This window comes from Kitasatospora sp. NPDC038210 (assembly GCF_055600605.1).
The window spans coordinates 75,445-93,621 of the sequence record NZ_JBVJYK010000029.1; the positions used below are offsets into that span (position 1 = coordinate 75,445).

General features: G+C 72.4%; 14 protein-coding genes and 1 pseudogene. 12 read left to right on the top strand and 3 right to left on the bottom strand.

What is annotated here, in order from left to right:
* A partial coding sequence (locus tag ACZ7KX_RS36465) for a PAS domain S-box protein (protein ID WP_470330256.1) occupies positions 1-324 on the bottom strand: 324 nt, incomplete at its 3' end.
* A 644-nt stretch (positions 325-968) separates the two neighbouring features.
* Here ACZ7KX_RS36465 and ACZ7KX_RS36470 point away from each other — a divergent pair.
* Positions 969-1,451, top strand: a complete 483-nt coding sequence (locus ACZ7KX_RS36470; RefSeq protein WP_470330257.1) for a hypothetical protein — start codon at positions 969-971, stop codon at positions 1,449-1,451.
* Positions 1,452-1,597: 146 nt separating this feature from the next.
* Here ACZ7KX_RS36470 and ACZ7KX_RS36475 read toward each other — a convergent pair whose 3' ends face one another.
* Positions 1,598-2,488, bottom strand: coding sequence for a LysR family transcriptional regulator (locus ACZ7KX_RS36475; RefSeq protein ID WP_470330258.1), 891 nt, complete (start codon positions 2,486-2,488; stop codon positions 1,598-1,600).
* 121 nt (positions 2,489-2,609) lie between these two features.
* Between ACZ7KX_RS36475 and ACZ7KX_RS36480 the strand changes: the two genes are divergently transcribed.
* From ACZ7KX_RS36480 to ACZ7KX_RS36510, 7 genes and pseudogenes are all read left to right on the top strand, one after another.
* Positions 2,610-3,803: an MFS transporter gene (locus ACZ7KX_RS36480; protein WP_470330259.1), complete on the top strand. Its 1,194-nt coding sequence runs from the start codon at positions 2,610-2,612 to the stop codon at positions 3,801-3,803.
* A gap of 188 nt (positions 3,804-3,991) precedes the next feature.
* On the top strand, positions 3,992-4,846 hold the full coding sequence (locus ACZ7KX_RS36485; protein WP_470330260.1) for an SDR family NAD(P)-dependent oxidoreductase: 855 nt from the start codon (positions 3,992-3,994) through the stop codon (positions 4,844-4,846).
* Positions 4,847-4,865: 19 nt separating this feature from the next.
* Positions 4,866-5,186, top strand: a pseudogene (locus ACZ7KX_RS36490) (nuclear transport factor 2 family protein); the annotation flags it as partial.
* A gap of 90 nt (positions 5,187-5,276) precedes the next feature.
* Positions 5,277-6,506, top strand: a complete 1,230-nt coding sequence (locus tag ACZ7KX_RS36495) for a glycosyltransferase (RefSeq protein WP_470330272.1) — start codon at positions 5,277-5,279, stop codon at positions 6,504-6,506.
* Between the two features lie 44 nt (positions 6,507-6,550).
* Positions 6,551-7,441 carry an NAD-dependent epimerase/dehydratase family protein gene (locus ACZ7KX_RS36500; RefSeq protein ID WP_470330261.1) on the top strand — a complete coding sequence of 297 codons (891 nt, stop codon included), beginning with the start codon at positions 6,551-6,553 and terminating at the stop codon, positions 7,439-7,441.
* Positions 7,434-8,264, top strand: coding sequence for an MBL fold metallo-hydrolase (locus ACZ7KX_RS36505; protein WP_470330262.1), 831 nt, complete (start codon positions 7,434-7,436; stop codon positions 8,262-8,264). The genes ACZ7KX_RS36500 and ACZ7KX_RS36505 overlap by 8 nt, the downstream gene beginning before the upstream one ends.
* Positions 8,265-8,544: 280 nt before the next feature.
* Positions 8,545-9,819, top strand: a complete 1,275-nt coding sequence (locus ACZ7KX_RS36510) for a M23 family metallopeptidase (protein WP_470330263.1) — start codon at positions 8,545-8,547, stop codon at positions 9,817-9,819.
* 394 nt (positions 9,820-10,213) lie between these two features.
* Here the strand turns inward: ACZ7KX_RS36510 and ACZ7KX_RS36515 are convergent, their stop codons facing one another.
* Positions 10,214-11,224: a quinone oxidoreductase family protein gene (locus tag ACZ7KX_RS36515; protein WP_470330264.1), complete on the bottom strand. Its 1,011-nt coding sequence runs from the start codon at positions 11,222-11,224 to the stop codon at positions 10,214-10,216.
* Between the two features lie 270 nt (positions 11,225-11,494).
* Here ACZ7KX_RS36515 and ACZ7KX_RS36520 point away from each other — a divergent pair, with 270 nt between their 5' ends.
* From ACZ7KX_RS36520 to ACZ7KX_RS36535, 4 genes are read left to right on the top strand one after another with little or no spacing between them, the layout of a single operon-like run.
* Positions 11,495-13,618, top strand: a complete 2,124-nt coding sequence (locus ACZ7KX_RS36520; protein WP_470330265.1) for a non-ribosomal peptide synthetase — start codon at positions 11,495-11,497, stop codon at positions 13,616-13,618.
* Positions 13,615-16,575 (top strand): type I polyketide synthase, encoded by a 2,961-nt coding sequence (locus ACZ7KX_RS36525; protein ID WP_470330266.1) that lies wholly within the window; start codon positions 13,615-13,617, stop codon positions 16,573-16,575. The genes ACZ7KX_RS36520 and ACZ7KX_RS36525 overlap by 4 nt, the downstream gene beginning before the upstream one ends.
* Before the next feature lie 34 nt (positions 16,576-16,609).
* Complete coding sequence (locus ACZ7KX_RS36530) at positions 16,610-16,816, top strand: MbtH family protein (RefSeq protein WP_470330267.1); 207 nt, start codon at positions 16,610-16,612, stop codon at positions 16,814-16,816.
* On the top strand, positions 16,813-18,120 hold the full coding sequence (locus ACZ7KX_RS36535) for an MFS transporter (protein ID WP_470330268.1): 1,308 nt from the start codon (positions 16,813-16,815) through the stop codon (positions 18,118-18,120). The genes ACZ7KX_RS36530 and ACZ7KX_RS36535 overlap by 4 nt, the downstream gene beginning before the upstream one ends.
* The last annotated feature ends 57 nt before the right edge of the window (positions 18,121-18,177 follow it).

An 18,177-nucleotide genomic window follows, 5' to 3' on the forward strand; every position in this document is an offset into this window, starting at 1 on the left:
GTTCGCGGCGTACTCGTCGCGGTGGCGGTGGTGCTGGTCCCGGAAGCGCGTAGGGACCAGCAACTCCACGGAGCGTCCGAGCAGTTCCTTGCGCGGATATCCGAACAGGGCCTCCGTCTGGGCGTTGACCAGGGTGATGGTCCCCGCGTCGTCGGTGATCACCATCGCGTCCGGCGCCGCCTCCAACAAGGAACGGAAGCGTTCCTCCACCGTCCCGACCACCGTCCCGACCGCCGTCCCGGCAGCCGTCGTGACACCTCGGCAGCCCGTTCCCTGGCCCGTAGCCGTGTCCTCGCCCGGTCTCCGGCCCACCACGTCGCCCACGCCTGCTCCCTTGCCTTGCCGTACCGGCGGTGCTGCTCCACCCCAGCGCATCAGGACTCCGGGCGCTTACATATGTCCGCTATTGGTTGCTGACAGTTCAATATTTCCGAAAGAAGATCATAAATGACCACTTACCGCGTGGCTTGGGCCCGCTCACAACTGCGGCAGTGGCCTGGCGGCTTCAGAAACCGCTATGAGACATGTCAATGGCGAAGCCCCGGCCGACGGATTCCGTCATGATGCATCGACGGCCGCTCCCCGTCACGCGAAATTCACAGACCGGGGTCTACTCGCATAGACAGCGGTGGGCCATCCTGGTGCGATGCCGGCGCTCGAAGCCCGCCCCCGTTCCCCGGGAACCGAGGGCGGTGGCGCCGGACGGATCGGCCGGCCCCGCGCCGGAGCACGTCCGAGTCACAGCACGGCCGGAGCACTGCCGTTTCACAGCACAGCCGCTTCACGAGCACGGTCGCGTCACAAGCGCGGTCGCGTCACAAGCACGGCCGCGTCACAGCACTGCGTACGACCCTTTCGTCCGGGCCGGTTCCGTGGGCCCGGCACCGGACCTCCCGCCCTCCCGCCCGCCCACCGGGGCGCGGCAGGAGGGCGGAGGTCGAGTCGGAGGAACACCAACTCACCGGGAGATGCAGATGAAGCCACGCACCGCCGCCACCGTCGTCGCCCTGGCCCTGGCCGGCCTCGCCCTCTCGGCGCCCACGGCCGGCGCCAGCGGCACCAAGCTGTCGCAGGCGACGGCCGCCGCCCAGTTCAGGAACGCCGGCATCACCTGGAGCTCCAGCGGTGGCTGCACCACCAGGTCCAACTCCACCTGCACCTCGTTCGAGCAGATCAACTCGGGCACGGTGAGCGCCGTCATCACCCTCAAGCAGGCCAGCGGCTGCGCCATCAACATCACGGGCGGGACCGAGGTGGGCCACGCCTCCGGCACCTACAGCCACTACAACGGCTACAAGGTCGACATCTCCCGCAGCTCCTGCATCGACGGCTACATCCAGAACAGCTTCACCTACATCGGCTACCGCGGCGACGGCTACCCGCAGTGGAAGGCCGCCTCGGGCAACCTCTACTGCAACGAGGGCAGCCACTGGGACATCCTCGTCTACTGACGCCGCCGACCCCGGGTGCCGGCTCCCCAGGGGGGCGCCGGCACCCGCGGTGTTGTCCTGCGGATCCTGTCCGTGGCACCACGCCGGACCGCTGCCGGAGCACCGGCAGCCGGCGTCGGCCTGCCCTCACAGGCGCTCGGATGCGCTCAGAAGTGCAGCGCGCCGATGTCGCGGACGGTCCGGGCGAGGGCCCGGATGAGCTCGTTCTCGGTGTCGCGGCGCCACACCAGGCCGTAGGGGATCGTCCCCATCTCGGGAATGGGGACGAACTGCACATGGGACATGGACCAGTAGCGGGTGACGTGGGACGGGAAGGGGTGGACGATCTCGCCGGTGATAACGAGATGGATCAGCTCATCGGCGTTGGTGGCCGACTCGATGCGTTCGATCTCCTTGCCCCGCGGCGTGTAGAACGAGAGGTAGCCGTCCTCCCAGAAGTCGGGCATCGCGGGGGGCATGGCATGGCCGAAGTCCCCCAGCGCCTCGACCGAGATCTGGCTTCGTCCGGCGAGTTCGTGGTCCGCGGCGACAGCCAGCACACGAGGGTCGTGGAAGAGGACCGGGCCAGTGGCGAGATCGGGCTCGTCCACCGGTAGCCAGGTGACGAAGACGTCCATGTCGCCGTCGCGGAGCCGCTCGAACGGTTCGACGTACGGCGCCCTGCGGATCTGCAGCTCCCACTCGGGGTGGCGGGAGCGGAACCCCTCCCAGTAGTGGTGCAGGTCGGGCACGTTGAAGGGCATCATGCCGACCCGCAGACGTGCGGACTTGCCGCGGGCGGCCAACCGGGCACGTTCGAGGCTGTCCCGCAGGTGCGTGTGGACCGGCCGCAGATCGGCGCACAGCTGCCGGCCGAGGGGGGTCAGACGGACCTGGCGGCGGTTGGAGCGGTCGAACAGCAGACCCCCGATCTGCCGCTCCTGACGGGCGATCACCTGGCTGACCCGCGCCTGGGTGAGGTGCAGCCGGGCGGCTGCTCTGCCGAAGTGCAGCTCCTCCGCCAAGGTCAGGAATATCTCGATCTCGCGCATCTCCATGCTGCCGAACCCCCCGTCATAAGCACGATTTATCGGATCTTACTGATCTTGGACGTTGATGGGTTCGCCGATCGACTGAAGGATCGTCAGCAGAACCCAACCCCTACCGGACCGGAGTGCCATGACCATCGTCGACGCCGAGAAGCCACCCGCCACGTCGGGCGGCGACCGGGTGCCTCTCACGAGCTGGCTCGCCGTCGTCACCATGGCGGTCGGGACCTTCGCGCTGGTGACCGTCGAGTCGCTGCCGGTGGGGCTGCTTCCCCTCGTAGGGGGAGACCTCCACGTCTCCGAGGGCACCGCGGGCCTGATGGTGACCGTCCCCGGCCTGGTCGCCTCCGTCACGGCGCCGCTGCTCCCGGTGGCGATCGGACGGCTCGACCGGCGCGTCGCGCTGATCGGCCTGATCACCCTGATGGTCCTGGCCAACGGACTGTCGGCCGTGGCACCCGACTTCACCGTCCTGCTGGGCGCGCGCTTCCTCATCGGGATCAGCATCGGCGGCTTCTGGTCGCTCGCCGCCGGACTCGCCGTGCGGCTGGTGCCGGACCGGTTCGTCCCCCGGGCCATGTCGGTGGTCTTCGGCGGCGCCACGGCGGCCAACGTCCTGGGCGTACCGGCCGGGACGCTGATCGGCGGCCTCGCGGACTGGCGCACCGCGTTCGTGGTCGCGGGCGCACTGGGCCTCCTCGTGCTGGTGGGCCTGCTCTTCCTGCTGCCTTCGATGCCCGCCCGACAGGTCGTCCGACTGCGCACCCTGCCGCAGCAGTTCCGCCACCCCGTGGTGCGCGCCGGCGTCATCGCCACGTTCCTCCTGGTCGGCGGCCACTTCGCCGCCTTCACCTTCGTCAGCCCGATCCTGCGGACCGTCTCGGGGATCGGCCAGGGCGCGATCGGCCCGCTCCTGCTCGGCTTCGGCGTCGCCGGCATCCTGGGCAACTTCCTCGCCGGCGCGGCCGCGGAGCGGAACGTCCGCGCGACCATCGTCACCCTCAGCGTCCTGCTCACCGCGGTTCTCGCGGTTTTTCCCCTCGCCGGCCGCACCCCGGTCGGCGGGACCCTGCTGCTGCTGGGCTGGGGGCTGGCCTTCGGCGGCGTGCCCGTCGGCGTCCAGACGTGGATCCTCAAGGCGGCACCCGACTCGGCCGAGGCGGCCACCGCCCTGAACACCTCCGTCTACAACCTGGCCATCGCCCTCGGTGCCCTGCTCGGCGGAGCCGTCGCCACCGGCCTCGGCACGAGCGCTGTCCTGACGGCCGGGGCCCTCTTCGCCCTCCTCACCGTTCTCGCCGTCCGGAGCGCCCGGCGCGCCTGAACAGCGTGCCGCGTCCGCCCGGCGTGCCCGAACAGCGTGCCGCGTCCGCCCGGCGTGCCCGAACAGCGTGCCGCGTCCGCCCGGCGTGCCCGAACAGCGTGCCGCGTCCGCCCCGCGCGCCTGAACAGCGTGCCGCGTCCGCCCGGCCACCCACACCCTCACGATCTCCCGAAGACAGGAGCACCGCCATGCACACCCCCGCCCGACCCACCAGCCGCGTCTGGTTCATCACCGGCGCCAGCCGCGGTCTCGGCCGCGCCTTCGCCGAGGCGGCCCTGACGGCCGGCGACCGCATCGTGGTCGCCGCCCGCACCACGACCGCGCTGGACGAGCTCGCGAGCGCCCACCCCGGCCGGGTCCTGCCCCTCACGCTGGACGTGACCGACCGGGACGCCGTGTTCGCCGCCGTCGCCGAGGCGGTCGGCCACTTCGGACGGCTCGACATCGTCGTCAACAACGCCGGAATGCTCTCGATGGGCATGGTCGAGGAGTTCACCGAAGCCGAGGCGCGCGCCCAGCTGGACGTCAACTTCTTCGGCGCGCTCTGGGTGAGCCAGGCCGTCATGCCCGTGCTGCGCGAACAGCGCTCCGGTCACCTCGTGCAGGTCTCCAGCATCGCCGCCCTGGGCGGCTTCCCCAGCACCGGCCTGTACAGCGCCAGCAAGTTCGCCCTGGAAGGCCTCAGCGAAGCCCTCGCCGCGGAGGCCGCCTCCTTCGGGGCCAAGGTGAGCATCCTCCAGCCCGGCGGCTACTGGACCGACCTCTACACCGCGATGCACAGCACCAGCCCCCTGGAGGCGTACGCGCCGCTCCGGGAGAAGCTGGCCGAGCAGTTCGCCGAGGGCTCGGTCGACAGCGATCCGAAGCTCGCCGCGGCCGCGCTCATCGAGCTGGTCGACAGCGACGAGCCGCCGCTGCGCCTCCTCCTGGGAAGCATGGTCTACGACCTCGCCTTCGACATCGCCCGTACCAGGGCGGACACCTGGGCGGCGTGGGAACACGTCAGCCGCGCCGCGGAACACGCGATCACCGGTCCGGCCTGACGGCCCGGGAAGAGGCAGCATGTCGTTCCGCACCACGGCCGACGTCGTCCACCGCTTCAACCGCGCCTTCATCCACCACGACGTCTCGCTGCTCGTCGACCTGCTCGCCGACGACTGCGTGATGGAGACGAAACAGCCCGCCCCCGACGGGGCCCGCTACGAAGGCCGCGCCGCGTGCCTGCAGTTGTGCCGGGCACTCGCCGAGAACCGAACCAGGCAGTACGAGCCGGAGGCCGTCGTCATCACCGGTGAGCGGGCGACCGTCCGCTGGCGGTGCCGCTTCGGCGACGGCCCGGCCGACACGGTCCGCGGCGTGACGCTCACCCTCGTCCGGGACGGCCTGATCGTCGAGGCCCTCGGCTACAGCAAGACCTCGGACGGCAGCCGGCCGGGCGAGGCCGAATCCACGGACACCATCGGGAGTCAGGACATGCGTGTGTTGTTGGTGGCGTACGGTTCGCGCGGCGACGTCGAGCCGATGCTCGGACTCGGCACCGCCCTGCGCGACCTCGGCGCCGAGGTACGAGTGTGCGCCCCACCGGACTTCGCGGAGCTGTCGGACGGCGTCGGCATCCCCCTGGTGCCGCTCGGCCGGTCGCTGCGCGAGACGGCGACCGAGGCGGTGACCGGCACGGCGAAGCCCCCGGCGGAGAGCCTGTCCGAGCGCGCGGCCCGGATGGTCGCCGCCACGTACGAATCCGTCGCGGCGGCAGCCGAGGGATGCGACGCAGTGGTGGCGACCGGTCTGATCCCGGCAGCCGCCGCTGCCCGCGCGGCGGCCGAGGAACTGGGCATCCCCTACCTGTTCGTCGCCTTCTTCCCGAGCTATCTGCCGTCGCCGCACCACCCGCCGCTCGCGTGGCCGGGCCGGCCGCTCCCGCCGGACGAGACCGACAACCGGGTGCTCTGGGACCAGAACGCGGAACACCTGAACGCGCTGTTCGGCGAGGCGATCGACACCCACCGGGCGGCCATCGGCCTGCCGCCGGTGGACGACGTCCGCGACCACGTCCTCACCGACCGTCCGTGGCTGGCGGCCGACCCGCTGCTCAGCCCGTGGCCACAGTCGGCGGACCTCGACGTGGTGCAGACCGGGGCATGGATCCGGCCGGACGAACGGCCCCTCCCGGCCGAGCTGGAGGCCTTCCTGGACGCCGGTGGACCACCCGTCTACGTGGGCTTCGGCAGCATGCCCGTGCGTGACGCGCCGGAGGTCGCCCGCGCGGCCGTCGAGGCGGTCCGCGCCCGGGGACACCGCATCCTCCTCTCCCGCGGCTGGGCCGACCTGGCGTCGACCGACGAGGACGGCGACTGCTTCCCGGTCGGCGAGGTCAACCACCAGGCGTTGTTCGGCCGGGTCGCCGCCGTGGTGCACCACGGCGGCGCCGGTACCACGACGACGGCCGCCCGGGCCGGTGCACCCCAGGTCGTGGTGCCCCAGATGGCGGACCAGCCGTACTGGGCCGGCCGGGTGGCCGAGCTGGGTATCGGCGTGCTGCACGAGGGTCCGACGCTGACCTTCGACTCCCTGTCCGCCGCGCTCGGCGAGGCCCTGACCCCCGGCACCCGCGCACGGGCGAGGGACCTGGCCGCCGCGATCCGCACCGACGGCGCGACGGTGGCCGCGGAACTGCTGCGGAACACCGTCGATCCCTCGTAACCCCCTGCTGGCGCACCTCTGTCGATCATTCGAAAGGAAGAAACGTGAAGGTACTCGTACTGGGTTCCACCGGCTACGTCGGGTCCGCCGTGACACGGCGGCTGACGGCGGACGGCCACCAGGTGGTCCACTTCGTCAAGGACGCCGGGCGGCTCGGCCCCGACGCGGCGTCGCGCGTGGGTGATCTGGGCGACCCGGCCTCGCTGCGGGCCGCCGTCACCGATGACATCGATGCCGTGCTGAACCTCGCCACGCCGACCGGCGACGAGACGGCGGACGCGGCGGCCGTGGACGCGCTGACCGAGCGGTTGCGCGGCACCGGGCGGGCGTTCGTGTACACCAGCGGTGTGTGGGTGCTCGGCGCCACCGGGGACACCGCGGTCGACGAGGACGCCGCCACGGACGCGATCGCCATCGTCGGCTACCGCCCGCGCATCGAGCAGCGCGTCCTGGCGACCGCCGCCGGGGACGTGCGCGCCGTGGTGCTGCGGCCCGGCATCGTGTACGGCCACGGCGGCGGCATACCCGGCCTGATGACCGGCTGGGCGAAGGAGCACGGCACCGGCCGGTACGTCGGCTCGCCGGCCACCCGCTGGCCGATGGTGCACGTGGACGACCTCGCCGAGTTGTTCGTGCTGGCCCTGACCAAGGCCGAGCCGGGCAGCGTGCTGCACGGCGTGGCCCACGAGGCCGTGCCGGTCGCCGCGCTCGCCGCCGCCACCGACATCGCCGCGGGGGGCACCGGCCGGGCCGAGACCTGGCCGCAGGACCAGGCGGCCGACGTCGTGGGCGCCCCGTTCGCCGAGGCCCTGGCGCTGAACCAGGTCGTGTCCGGGCGCCGCGCCGTCACCGAGCTGGGCTGGCGGCCCAGCCGACCGTACGTCCTGACCGAGCTGGCCGCGCCGGCCGAGCTGACGGGAGGCGACCGTGGCTGACCTCACCGGCTCCACCCTGCCCATCTGCCGCACCTGCGGCACCCAGTACGCCGCCACCCGCCCCGACTGCCCGGTCTGCCTGGACGAACGCCAGTACGTCGGGGCCGACGGCCAGCAGTGGACCAGCCTCGCCGAACTGCGCGCCGAGGGCCACGAGGGACGCTTCGAGGAGCAGGGCCCCGACGTGCTCGGCATCGGCTGCACCCCCTCCTTCGCCATCGGCCAGCGGGCCCTGCTCGTGCGCACGGCCGGCGGCAACGTGCTGTGGGACTGCGTGCCCTACCTCGACGACGCGGTGATCCGCGAGGTGGAGAAGGCCGGCGGGATCGACGCGATCGTCGTCAGCCACCCGCACTTCTACTCCGCCGTCGTCGAGTGGGCCCACGCCTTCGACGCACCCGTGTACCTGCACGAGGCCGACCGGCAGTGGGTCGGCCGCCCCGACCCCGCCCTGCACTTCTGGAACGGCCGGACCCACCGGCTGACCGACGAACTGACGCTGATCAACCCCGGAATCCACTTCCCGGGCAGCACGGTCATGCACCGGAACACGGGGGAGGGCGCGCTGTTCACCGGCGACGTGGTCAACGTCTGCCCGGACCGCCGCTGGGTCACGATCATGTACAGCTACGCCAACCACATCCCGGAGCGCCCCGACGCCGTGCGCGCTGCCGGCGAACTGCTCGCCGGCTACCGCTTCGAGCGGATCTACGGGGCGTGGTGGGACCGCGTCGTCACGAGCGACGGCAACGAGGTCCTGGCCCGGTCGGTGGACCGGTACCTGCGCTTCGAACAGGCGCTGCCGACGGAGGCCCGCTCATGACGACGACGGAACACGTCCACCAGCACTGACAGCACGCCGCAGAGCGACCGGCCTGCCGGGCGGACGGACACCGTACACGGCCTCGGACATCACGGGGCCTTCGGCACCGTCCCCCGGCAGCCTGTCGGGCTGTCGATGCGGCTGGACGGGTGTAGTTCGGCAGCCGACTTCGGCGGCCTCCGGCCGAAGCGGCGGGCCGCCCGGTTACATGAGCCTGCGCCGCGGTGCGGGGCGTACCGGCGTCGTTCACGGCCCCGGGCCTGACGGACGAAAGAGCACAATGGCAGAGCGCGACCCTCGCAACCGCACCGTCCGCAGCCCTCGACGTCGCGGACGCGCCGCCGCCGTGTTCGCGTCCGCCGTACTGGTGGCCGCCGCGGGACCGGGATTCGGGACCGGCGCGGCCGCCCTGGCACCCGGCACCCAGTTCACGCCGCTGACGGCCGCGGTGATGACCGAGCCGACGCCGTTCGACGCCACGGACGGCAGGACGCACCTCTCGTACGAACTGCTCACCACGAGCGCACTGTCCAGCAGCACCCCGCTGCGGCTCGACCGGGTCGACGTCCAGGACGCCCGCACCCACCGGGTCATCGGCTCGCTGAGCGGGCAGCCGCTGGCCGACGCCGCCAATCCGGTGGGCGACCCCCTGCCCGGTGCGGACGCGTACACCCCGGCGCCGCCGGGGCCCACGCCGACCGTCATCCAGGGCTCCCAGCAGTGGATCATCTGGCTCGACCTGACCCTCGACCGCGGTCAGCCGGTGCCCGAGGTCCTCGAACACCACCTCTCGGGTGCCGTCCTGACCCCCTCCGGCCCGTCCGCGTTCGAGGAGACGGTGCAGGCCACCCCGACCTCCCGCACCGCGCCGTTGAACCTGAACGCGCCCGTCCGCCCCGGCACCTGGTACGCCAGCGAGTCCTGCTGCGGCAACACCCACCACCGGCGAGGACTCGCCCCGATCAACGGCCGCTTCGACGTGCCGCAGCGCTTCGCGATCGACTGGTACCGGCTCGGCGAGCAGGGCCAGGCCTGGGAGGGCGACCCCGCCCGGCTCACCAGCTACCTGAGCTACCGCCAGCCGGTCGTGGCCGCGGCCGGCGGCAGAGTGGTGGAGGTCCAGGACGGGATCCCGGACAACCCGCCGCCCGTCACGCCGCCCGTCCCGCCGATCGAGGACACCGTCGGCAACCACATCACCCTGGAAGTCGCACCGGGCCGCTACCTGCTCTACGCCCACCTCGAAGCCGGCACGCTCGACGTCCGGGAGGGCGACTGCGTCGAACCCGGCCAGGTCCTCGGACTGATCGGCAACAGCGGCAACTCCACCACGCCCCACCTGCACTTCCAGGTCATGACCACGGCCGAGTTCTTCCCGACCGACAGCCCGCCGTTCACCTTCCGGAGCTTCCGCGTCCTCGGACAGGTCGAACCCCGGATCTGGGACGACAACCTGGGCCTGCAACCGACCGGTGTCCTGCCGATCACGCCCTCGCCGTACGAGGGCCCCCACCGTGCGCAGTACCCGCTCGACCGCGAGGTGCTGGACTTCTGACCGGACGTTGCGGAGGCTGACCGGCGGCCGGGGCCGGGAACAGCCCCGTCCCACCTCGGTCCCCCACTCCGTTGCCGGACCCCGGGTACGCCCCGCTGCCCGACCGTGGGCCAGGAGGTCGCCGGCCAGCCTCAGCACCGTGAAGGTGTGACAGGCTTTCAGGTCAGGACGGAGGCCCCCGGTGGGCTGGGTGTTCTGTCCCGGGAGGTTGTGGACGGGTGAGCCAGGTCTCGACTGAGGGATCTTGAAGGGGTGTGACCCAGGTGCGCCAGGAACCCGCCAGAACCTGATCTCGGCCTGCTGAGTGCCTGACGCTGTCGGGGATCTCGGCGATGACGGTCGGCCATGCCCTCGACATCTCAGTCTTCAAGATCCCCGACCTCGTCACCCGCGATCAGCTCTGCGTCTCCTCGCGGCGTCCAACGGCGGCCGCATCGGGTATGACGAGCAGTTTGCCGGTGGTACGCCGAGCCTCCAGATCGCTGTGGGCCCGGGCGGCCTCGGACAACGCGTAGCGGCCCGTTACGGTGACCTCAAGCGCCTTGGAGCGCACCCACTCGAACACATCGGCGGCCCGTCGGAGCAGTTCGGACCGATCGGCGATGAAGTGCCCGAGGCTGGGCCGGATCAGGGTCAGCGAACCGCCGTGGGCGAGCCGAATCGGATCAAACGGAGGCACGGCACCACTCGCCGCGCCGAAGAGCACGAGATGGCCGCGGGTTCGCAGGCTGGCGAGGCTCGCATCGAAGGTGTGCGCGCCGACGCCGTCGAAGACAACCGGCAGTCCCTGACCGCCGTTGAGCCGCCTCACCTCGGCTGCGAGATCGTCGACTGCGGAGGAAAGGATCACCTCAGCGGCCCCGGCACGCTTCGCCAGCTCGGCTTTCGCCGTGGTCGACGTCGTGCCGATCACCCTGCCGCCGAGATGGGTGATGAGCTGGGTCAATAGCAGCCCCATGCCACCGGCAGCCGCATGCACGAGCACCGTGTCGCCCCCCTGAACCGGGTAGGCGTCCTTGACGAGGTAGTGCGCGGTCATGCCTTGGAGGAGCACGGCGGCGGCCGTCTCGAAGCCGATATCGTCGGGCAGCGGCACCAGCCGGGAGGAGTCCACGACGGCCCGCTCGGCATATGTGCCGGGAATCTCCACCCAACCGACCCGGTCCCCGACTGCCACGTCAGCGACGCCGGGTCCGACTTCGACGACCGTGCCGGCGCCCTCAGTGCCCGGGGTGAAGGGCAGCGGGAGGCTGTACCGGCCTTCGCGGTGGTAGACGTCGAGGAAGTTGACCCCGGATGCGGCGACCTCCACGATCGCCTCGCCCGGACCCGGCCGCGGCTGCTCCAGCTCGGCCTCCTGCAGCACCTCGGGACCGCCCACTTCGTACACCTGAATCGCTCTCATGGCCCTCCAATAACGGTTCATCCCCCACCAACCCCGTCGATGGCGATCCGATTCCCGGCAAGCAGACCGGCCCGCCGCCCCCGCCGAGAGCCGAGACGCCTGCTCTGCACCCGGGTCATGGACTCCGGCCTCGGTACTGGTGGGAGCGTTCGGCGTGCTCGTCCATCGGATGTCTACCGGCGCTTCCCACACTTCTCGCAGCAACCTCGCTGATCGTTTGAAAGCCCGACAGCAGCTGTCCACAGCTGCCGTGACGTCGACGGCCCGCAAATGACCCCGACCGGTCTCCCCGTGAGTTTCCTGGATCCCCGCCCGGTCGGGGCGAGTGCGCTTCGGGCGGACCGCACGGCCGGGGCCTGCGCCCGTCCGGTGTCCGGTGGACTGCTACGCGCGCCGTTTTGGAGAGGAGTTGGCCTCGTGAGGCCCGAACTGAGTCAAGAGGATGAGAGCCGAGCCGCTACCGCACTCTCACCGGGCGGTCTGCGTGCCGTGGTCTGCGTACCGCAGCTGTTCGAGGAGCGGGTAGGGACCAGTCCTGATGCGGTGGCTGTCGTCGACCGCGACGGGTGCGTGACGTATGCGGGGCTTGACGCTGCCGCCAACCGCTTGGCCGGAGTGCTGGTGGAGCGTGGTGCGGGCGCCGAGAGCGTGGTCGCGGTGAACCTGCCGCGCGGGCGTGAACTGGTGACGGCGGTGCTGGCCGTGCTGAAGTCCGGTGCCGCCTACCTGCCGCTCGACCCTGCGCTGCCGGCCGAGCGCCGCAGGTACCAGCTGGAGGCCGCCGGTGTCGCCCTGCTGATCGGGCCCGAGGGCTGTGAGGGGGCCGAGGACTGTGACGGGGTCCAGGTGGTCGACCCGGCTGCCGGCGGGCCGGCCGGGCGCTCCGCGCAGAACCCGGCGGTGGAGGTTGCCCCCGGCGACCTCGCCTATGTGATCTTCACTTCGGGTTCGACCGGGCGCCCCAAGCCGGTGGCCGTCACCCACGGGTCGCTGGCCAACCACGCGGTTGCCGTCGGCGCGGCCTTCGACCTGACCGCAGCCGATCGGGTGCTGCAGTTCGCCGCTCCGGGGTTCGACGTGTTCGGCGAGGAGGTGTTCCCGACTCTGCTGGCCGGCGCCCGGGTGGTGGTGGCGCCCGATCCGGTGCCGTCGCCCGCGGAGCTGGAGGAGCACCTGTGCCGTGAGCGGGTCACGGTGGCCAACCTGCCGACGCCGTACTGGGACCAGTGGGTCCGCGATCTCGACGCCGAACCGCGGGAGGTGCCCGAGGCCCTGCGGCTCCTGGTGGTGGGCAGCGACACCGGGCACACCCGTACGCTGGCCGGCTGGCGAGGGCACACCCCGGTGCCCGTGGTCAACGCCTACGGTCTGACGGAGACCACCATCACCGTCACGCTCCAGGCGTTCACCGGGGAGCCGATGCCCGACGGGGAGGTGCTGCCGATCGGGCGGCCGCTGGCCGGGGCGCGGGCGTACGTGCTCGACGCCGGTCTGGAGCCGGTTGCGGCGGGCACCCGGGGCGAGCTGTACGTGGGTGGGGCGGTGCTGGCTCGCGGGTACCTGGGGGAGCCGGGGCTGACCGCCGACCGTTTCGTGCCGGACCCGTTCGGCGAGACGCCGGGCGGGCGGCTCTACCGCACCGGCGACCTCGTGGTGCTGCGCGCCGACGGTGCCCTGGCCTTCGTCGGTCGGGCCGACGACCAGGTGAAGATCCGCGGCCGGCGGGTCGAACCGGCGGAGATCAGTGCGGCCCTGTGCACGCACCCGGCGGTGCGTCAGGCGCACGTGCGGGCGGTGGACGACGAGGCGGACGGCAAGCGGCTGGTCGCCTACGTGGTCGCCGCCGAGGTCGAGTCGTCGCAGTTGCGCGCCCATCTGGCCACGAGTCTGCCGGCCGCGATGGTCCCGGCCTCCTACGTGGTGCTCGACGAGCTGCCGCTGACCGCGAACGGCAAGATCGACCACAGGGCGCTCCCGGTGCCGATGCCGACCGCCGGCGACACCGCGCCCGACACCACCGCGTCCGGCCGCGCCACGTCCGGCGCGCCGCAGGCGGTGGCGCTGACCGGCCTGGAGGAGCAGATAGCGGCCGTGTGGCGTGAGGTGCTGCGGGTCGGCCAGGTGGGGCCGGACGACGGCTTCTTCGAGATCGGCGGGCACTCGCTGCTGCTCGTCCAGGTGCAGCGCAAGCTCAGCAGGGCACTGGGACGCCGGGTTCCCGGCGTCGCGCTCTTCGCCCATCCGACCATCCGCAGGCTCGCCGCCCATCTGCGCGACGGCTCCGGGCCGGCCGTCGGCGCGCTCGGTGACGAGCGTGCCGATGAGCGCCGCAGCGGGTACGCCCGGCTCCAGCAGCGCCGTGCCGCACGCCGGAGCGCCGGGGGTGCCCGATGACGCAGGCGGCACAGCCGGTGGGCCCGGACAGCCCCTTCCTCGCCGTCGTCGGGATGGCCGGGCGGTATCCCGGAGCGCGTGACCTCGGGGAGTTCTGGGACAACCTGGTCAAGGGCGCAGAAACGGTCACCCGCTTCCCCGGCGACCCGTCCAATCCCGAGTACGTTCCCGCGCTCGGAGTACTGGAGGACGCGGACGAGTTCGACGCGGCGTTCTTCGGCTACTCGCCGCGCGAGGCGCTGATCCTCGACCCGCAGCAGCGGCTGTTCCTGACCTGCGCCTGGGAGGCGCTGGAGGACGCCGGGTACGACGCCCGGTCCTGTGCCGGGCCGGTCGGCGTGTACGCGGGCAGTAGCCAGACCGGCTACCTGGAGACGCTGACGGCCCACCGCGACCGGCTCGGCCCGGTCAGCGAGTGGCAGCTGCGGCTGGCGACCGGCATCGACTTCCTCACGTCGCGGGCAGCCCACCGGCTCGGTCTCACCGGGCCGGCGGTGACGGTGCAGACCGCCTGCTCCACCTCCTTGGTCGCCGTTCATCTCGCCGCGCAGGCGCTGCTGTCCGGCGAGTGCGACCTGGCTCTGGCCGGCGGGGCCAGTGTCAACGTCCCGGCGCGCCTGCCCGAGTACGCCGAGGGCGGTGTCATCTCGCCCGACGGCCGCTGCCGGGCCTTCGACGCCCGGGCCCGCGGGACCGTTGCGGGCAACGGTGTCGGCATCGTGGTCCTCAAACGGCTCGCCGACGCACTTCAGGACGGCGACCACATCCGTGCCGTCCTGCGCGGCACCGCGGTGAACAACGACGGCACGGACAAGGTGGGCTTCACCGCTCCGGGAGTGGCCGGCCAGGCCGAGGTCATCCGCGCGGCCCACCTGGTGGCCGACGTCGAGCCGGACAGCATCGGCTACGTCGAGGCGCACGGGACCGGGACGCCGCTGGGGGACCCGATCGAACTGGCGGCGCTGACCCGGGCCTTCCGGCGCGGCACCGACCGGCGCGGGTTCTGCCGGATCGGATCGGTGAAGACCAACATCGGCCACACCGACGCGGCCGCCGGGGTGGCGGGCTTCATCAAGGCGGTGCTGGCCGTCCAGCACGGCCTGATCCCGCCGAGCCTGCACTACACCGCACCCAACCCCGAGATCCCCTTCGCGGACGGCCCGTTCGTGGTGAACACCGAACCGTACCGGTGGTGCCCCGACGGTCCCCGCCGGGCCGGGGTCAGCTCGTTCGGGATCGGAGGCACCAACGCGCACGCGATCCTGGAGGAGCCGCCCGCGCGACCTCGCCCGCCCGCCGCGCCCGCGAGCCGTCTGCTGGTGCTGTCCGCCCGGACCGCCCCCGAACTGGACCGCGCCGCCGCCAGGCTCGCCGAGCACCTGCAACGGCAGGCCGCCGGCGCCGCCGACCCCGGCCGGGACCTGGCCGACACGGCCTGGACGCTGCAGACCGGCCGCCGCGCCTTCGCGCACCGCCGGTTCGCCGTGGCCGCCGACCACACCGAGGCGATCGAAGCACTGACCGGGGCCGGCACCTTCGACCACCCGCCCGTGGGCGGCGGCCGGCCGGTGGCGTTCGTCTTCCCCGGTCAGGGCGGACAGCACGTCGGCATGGGCCGCGAACTGTACGAGAACGACCCGGTCTTCCGTGCCGAGGTCGACGCGTGCTGCGCGCAGCTCGCGCCCACGCTCGGCCTGGACCTGCGGGCGGTCCTGTACCCGGCCGGCGAGCAGCAGCTCGCGGCGGCCGAAGTGTCGCTGCGCGACATGAGCGTGGCCCAGCCGGCCGTCTTCGTGGTGGAGTACGCGCTCGCCCGGATGTGGGAGCAGCGAGGGGTACGGCCGGCGGCTGTCGCCGGACACAGCCTCGGTGCCTTCGCCGCCGCGTGCGTGGCCGGTGTGCTCTGCCTGCCCGACGCGCTGCGGCTGGTCGCCGAGCGCGGCAGGCTGCTTCAGAGCCTGCCCGTCGGGGCGATGCTGGCCGTGCCGCTGGCCGAGCGCGACGTCACCGTACTCCTCCGCGACGGCCTGGAGCTTGCGGCCGTCAACGGACCCAACCAGTGCGTCGTGTCCGGGCCGCGGGGGGCGGTCGACGCGGTGTTCGCCCGGCTGACGGAGGACGGTGTCGACGCGCGCCTGCTGCGCATTGCCGCCGCCGGACACAGCGCTCTGGTGGAGCCGATCCTCGACCGGTTCGCCTCCGTGGTCGCCGAACTCGACCTCAAGGCGCCTTCGATCCCCTGGGTCGGGGACACCACCGGGGAGTGGGTCCGCACGGACCGCGTTCCGGGCGTCGAGTTCTGGACCGCCCACATGCGCCGGGCGGTGCGCTTCGGCGACACCCTCGCCACCCTGCTCGCCGAGCCCGGCCGGATCCTGCTCGAAGTCGGCCCCGGCCTGACCCTGACGACACTGGCCCGCCGACACCCGGCCCGCACTGAGGGCCACCTGGCGCTGCCGAGCCTGCCGCACCCTGCCGGCGAGCAGTCCGCCCTGCGGACCTCGTTGGCCGCCGCCGGACAGCTGTGGGCGGCCGGCGTCGAGCTCGACTGGCCGCGGCTGCACGAAGGCCCCCGGCCGGGCCGGACTCCGCTGCCGACCTACCCGTTCAGCCCGCAGCGGTACTCACCGCTCCCTGCCGACAACCCCACGCCGACCGTCAGCGCCCGGCCCACGGCGACCGTCACCGCCCGGCCCTCGCCGACCGTCCCGAAGCCCGCACAGGACGGCGACACCGAAACACAGCTCGCCCGGATCTTCGGTCAACTGCTCGGGCTGGAGCACGTGGCGGCGCAGGACGACTTCTTCGACCTGGGCGGGGACTCGCTGATCGCCGTTCAACTCGCCTCTGCCGTCCGCGCGGCCTTCGGCGTGCACATCACCGTCAAGCAGGTCTTCACCGCCCCCGCTCCGCGCCGACTGGCCCGGGTGATCGACGCCGCCCGGCAACCGGCCTGAACCGTCATGCGACACACCGACCCGAGGGACAGCCATGTTCGAGGACGACGACGACCGGACCTACGAGGTGGTCCGCAACACCGAGGAGCAGTACTCCGTCTGGCCGGCCGGGCGGGCGCTGCCCGCCGGGTGGGAGCGGACGGGCGGACGGGGCAGCAAAGCGGACTGCCTCGCCCTGATCGACGGCCTGTGGAGCGACCTCCGGCCGAAGAGCACACGTGAACGGGCGGCCGCCCGATGACGCAACCGGCCCCTCCGCCGGGACTGTTGCGCCACCAGGGCTTCCGACGGCTGTGGGCAGCCCAGACGGTCAGCGTGCTCGGCGCCCAGATCTCCGAACTCGCGCTGCCCCTGGCGGCCGTGACGGCATTGAGAGCCACCCCGTTCCAGGTGGGACTGCTGGCCGCCGTGCAGTACCTGCCGTTCCTCGTGGTCGGCCTGCCGGCCGGGGCATGGGTGGACCGGACGCGCCGACGGCCCGTCATGATCGCAGCAGACCTGGTCCGCTGCGCGGTCCTGCTGACCGTGCCGGCGGCCGCGCTCTGCGGGGTTCTGCACCTGTGGATGCTGTATCCGGTCGCCTTCGCGGTCGGGGTCATGACGGTCTTCTTCGACCTGGCGGCACAGTCCTTCCTGCCGACCCTGGTCGGCGAGGAGCAGCTCGTCGAGGCCAACACCAAACTGCAGCTGTCCGAGACCGCCGGTCAGCTGGCCGGCCCCGGCGCCGGCGGATTCCTCGTCCAGCTGCTGACCGCGCCGCTCGCCGTGCTCGCCAACGCGCTCGGCTACGCCGGGTCGGCGGCCCTGCTCCTGCTGGTGCGGGTGGAGGAGCGCCCGATCCGCGATGCGGTCCGGCGGGGACTGGTGGCGGAGGTCAAGGACGGCCTCGGCTACGTGTTCCGGCATCGGCTGCTGCGCCCGATAGCGCTGAGCGCGGGAATCGCCAACCTCTTCGGCCTGTTCGGAATGGTCCAGGCGATCCTGGTGCTCTACGCGGTCCGTGACCTGCGGCTCTCGCCGGCCGGGCTGGGCACCGCGCTCGCGATCGCGAACGCAGGCGTACTGCTCGGCTCGCTCGCCAACGGCCGGGTGGTGCGGCGCCTCGGTGTCGGGCCGTCGCTCACCTGGGCCGCCTTCGGGCTGGGCGGCACCATCCTGCTGCTGCCGCTGGCCACCCCGGGCACCGCGATGCCCGTCCTGGCGGTCGCGATGGCCCTGGCCGGGCTGTGCGGCTCCGTCTTCAACATCAACCAGATCAGCCTGCGGCAGTCCGTCACCCCGGCCCCGATGCGCGGGCGCATGACGGCGACGCTGCGGTTCGTGGTCTGGGGCGTCATCCCCGTCGGGACCTTCCTCGGAGGCGCACTGGTCGGCCCGCTCGGACTGCGCGGCGCCCTCTGGCTCGCCGGTGCGGGCAGCGTCCTCGCCGGGCTGCCGCTGCTGTTCTCCGCCGTGCACTCACTGCGGGCCATGCCCGACGCCGCACCGACCGCCCGATCGATGAGCCAGGAGAATCTCAATGACCGTGTCAAGCCGTCTGCGTGACGGGTGGGACGGAGGTGAACTCCCTCTTGTCACGCAGCATCGCCCACAGGACGTTCA